1 protein-coding gene and 2 pseudogenes are annotated in these 1,558 nt (G+C 73.2%); all 3 read left to right on the plus strand.

Features of this window, described 5'->3' with window-relative positions; genetic code table 11:
• Window positions 1-193 (plus strand): annotated as a pseudogene (locus H5J33_RS34725) (heavy metal transporter); the annotation flags it as partial.
• A 147-nt stretch (window positions 194-340) separates the two neighbouring features.
• Window positions 341-763: pseudogene (locus tag H5J33_RS34730) on the plus strand (serine/threonine protein kinase); the annotation flags it as partial.
• A 187-nt stretch (window positions 764-950) separates the two neighbouring features.
• The coding region (locus tag H5J33_RS34735) for a protein kinase (protein WP_181798636.1) at window positions 951-1,558 on the plus strand (608 nt) is incomplete at its 3' end.

Raw genomic sequence — 1,558 nt, forward strand, 5'->3', positions numbered from 1 at the left:
ACTCGAGCGCGGCTGGCAGCTGGCGCACTGGGCGGTCGCCAACTCCTCGGCGCTGCGCATCGAGCGGGTGACGTACGCGGGCCGGGAGTGGACCGTGGGGAGCGACTCCGACGAGTGGCGCCGTGTCGCCTCCGAGGGGGCGGCCGGGGCGGAGCGGTCCGCCGGGGCCGTCCGGATCGTCGCCGCGCAGTAGGCCGTTCGCAGCGGGCCGCACAGCCGTACGGCAGGTCACTCCCGCGGGTTGTGCTCCACCGGAGTGACGGGACGGTCGGCCCGGGTGCTCTTCCGGGTGCGGAAATCCTTGGGAAATCAGGGGCCGGAAGGTTGCGCGCCGGCCGAGAGCACCCGCAAGGGCGACCAGGGCTACTCGATCGGGCTGCCCAAGGGGTGGAAGTACCGGACCACCGGCCGGTCCGGGGACCGCTACACCGGCCCCCGGGGGCAGAAGCTGCTCGTCGCCTGGACCGGCACGCCCAAGGACGACCCGGTGGCGGACTGGCGGAACCAGGAGCGGGACATGGTGCGCCCCCAATACCACAAGGTCCGCATCGAGAAGGTGGGTTACCGCGGCTGGAACACGGCCGACTGGGAGTTCACCTACACCGACGACGGCACCAGGTTCCGCACGATCGACCGGGGCTTCGTGGTGAACGACCACCTCGGTTACGCGCTGATGTACACCGCGCGGGACGCCGACTGGCACGGCGACCTGCGCAAGGACACCTGGAAGACGCTGACGGAGTCCTTCCGGCCCAAGTCGTAGGAAGCGGAGGCCGGTTCGGTGCCCCGGCGAAGCGCCGGGCCGGTGCCTGAGAATCCGTCATCCATACGGTGCGGGTTGCCTCTGGCACGTATCGTGAAGGGTCACGGACCGTACGCGGCCGCGGGCGGGTGCGAAACGGGCCGTGAGACGAACGGACACGACCAGCCGGGCGGCCGAGGGAGGCACAGTGGACGACTACGCGGGTCGGGTGCTCGCCGACCGCTACCGCCTGCCGCTGCCGCCGTCCGATGCGTACGAGTTCACCGAGAGCCGCGCCTTCGACACCTACAGCGGCCAGGAAGTCCTCGTCCGGCAGGTGCCGTTGCCGGAGGTCGTCGAGGCGGAGGTGCTCGACGCCGACGGGCTGCCCGAGGGGTTCACCGCCCGTGAGCGCCCGTCCCGCCGGCCCGCGGAGGCCAGGGGCGCCACCCGGCAGCCCGCCGACCCGGCGGTACGGCGCGCCGTCGAGGCCGCGCAGGCCGCGGCCCGCGTCCCCGACCACCCGCGCCTGGACCAGGTCTTCGACGTGTTCGCCGAGGGCGGGTCCCTGTGGATCGTCAGCGAACTGGTGCCCGCGCGCCCGCTGGCCGCCCTGCTCACCGAGCGGCCGCTGACGCCGTACCGGGCGGCCGAGGTCGCCTCCGACGTGCTCATGGCCCTCCGGGTGCTGCACGCCCATGGCTGGGTGCACCGCAACATCACCGTCCGCACGGTCCTGGTCTGCGACGACGGCCGCGTGGTGCTGACCGGTCTCGCGGCGGGCGCGGCGGAGGAGGCGCTGTGCGGGTACGACCC

Source organism: Streptomyces sp. WELS2, from assembly GCF_013870595.1.
Lineage (GTDB): Bacteria > Actinomycetota > Actinomycetes > Streptomycetales > Streptomycetaceae > Streptomyces.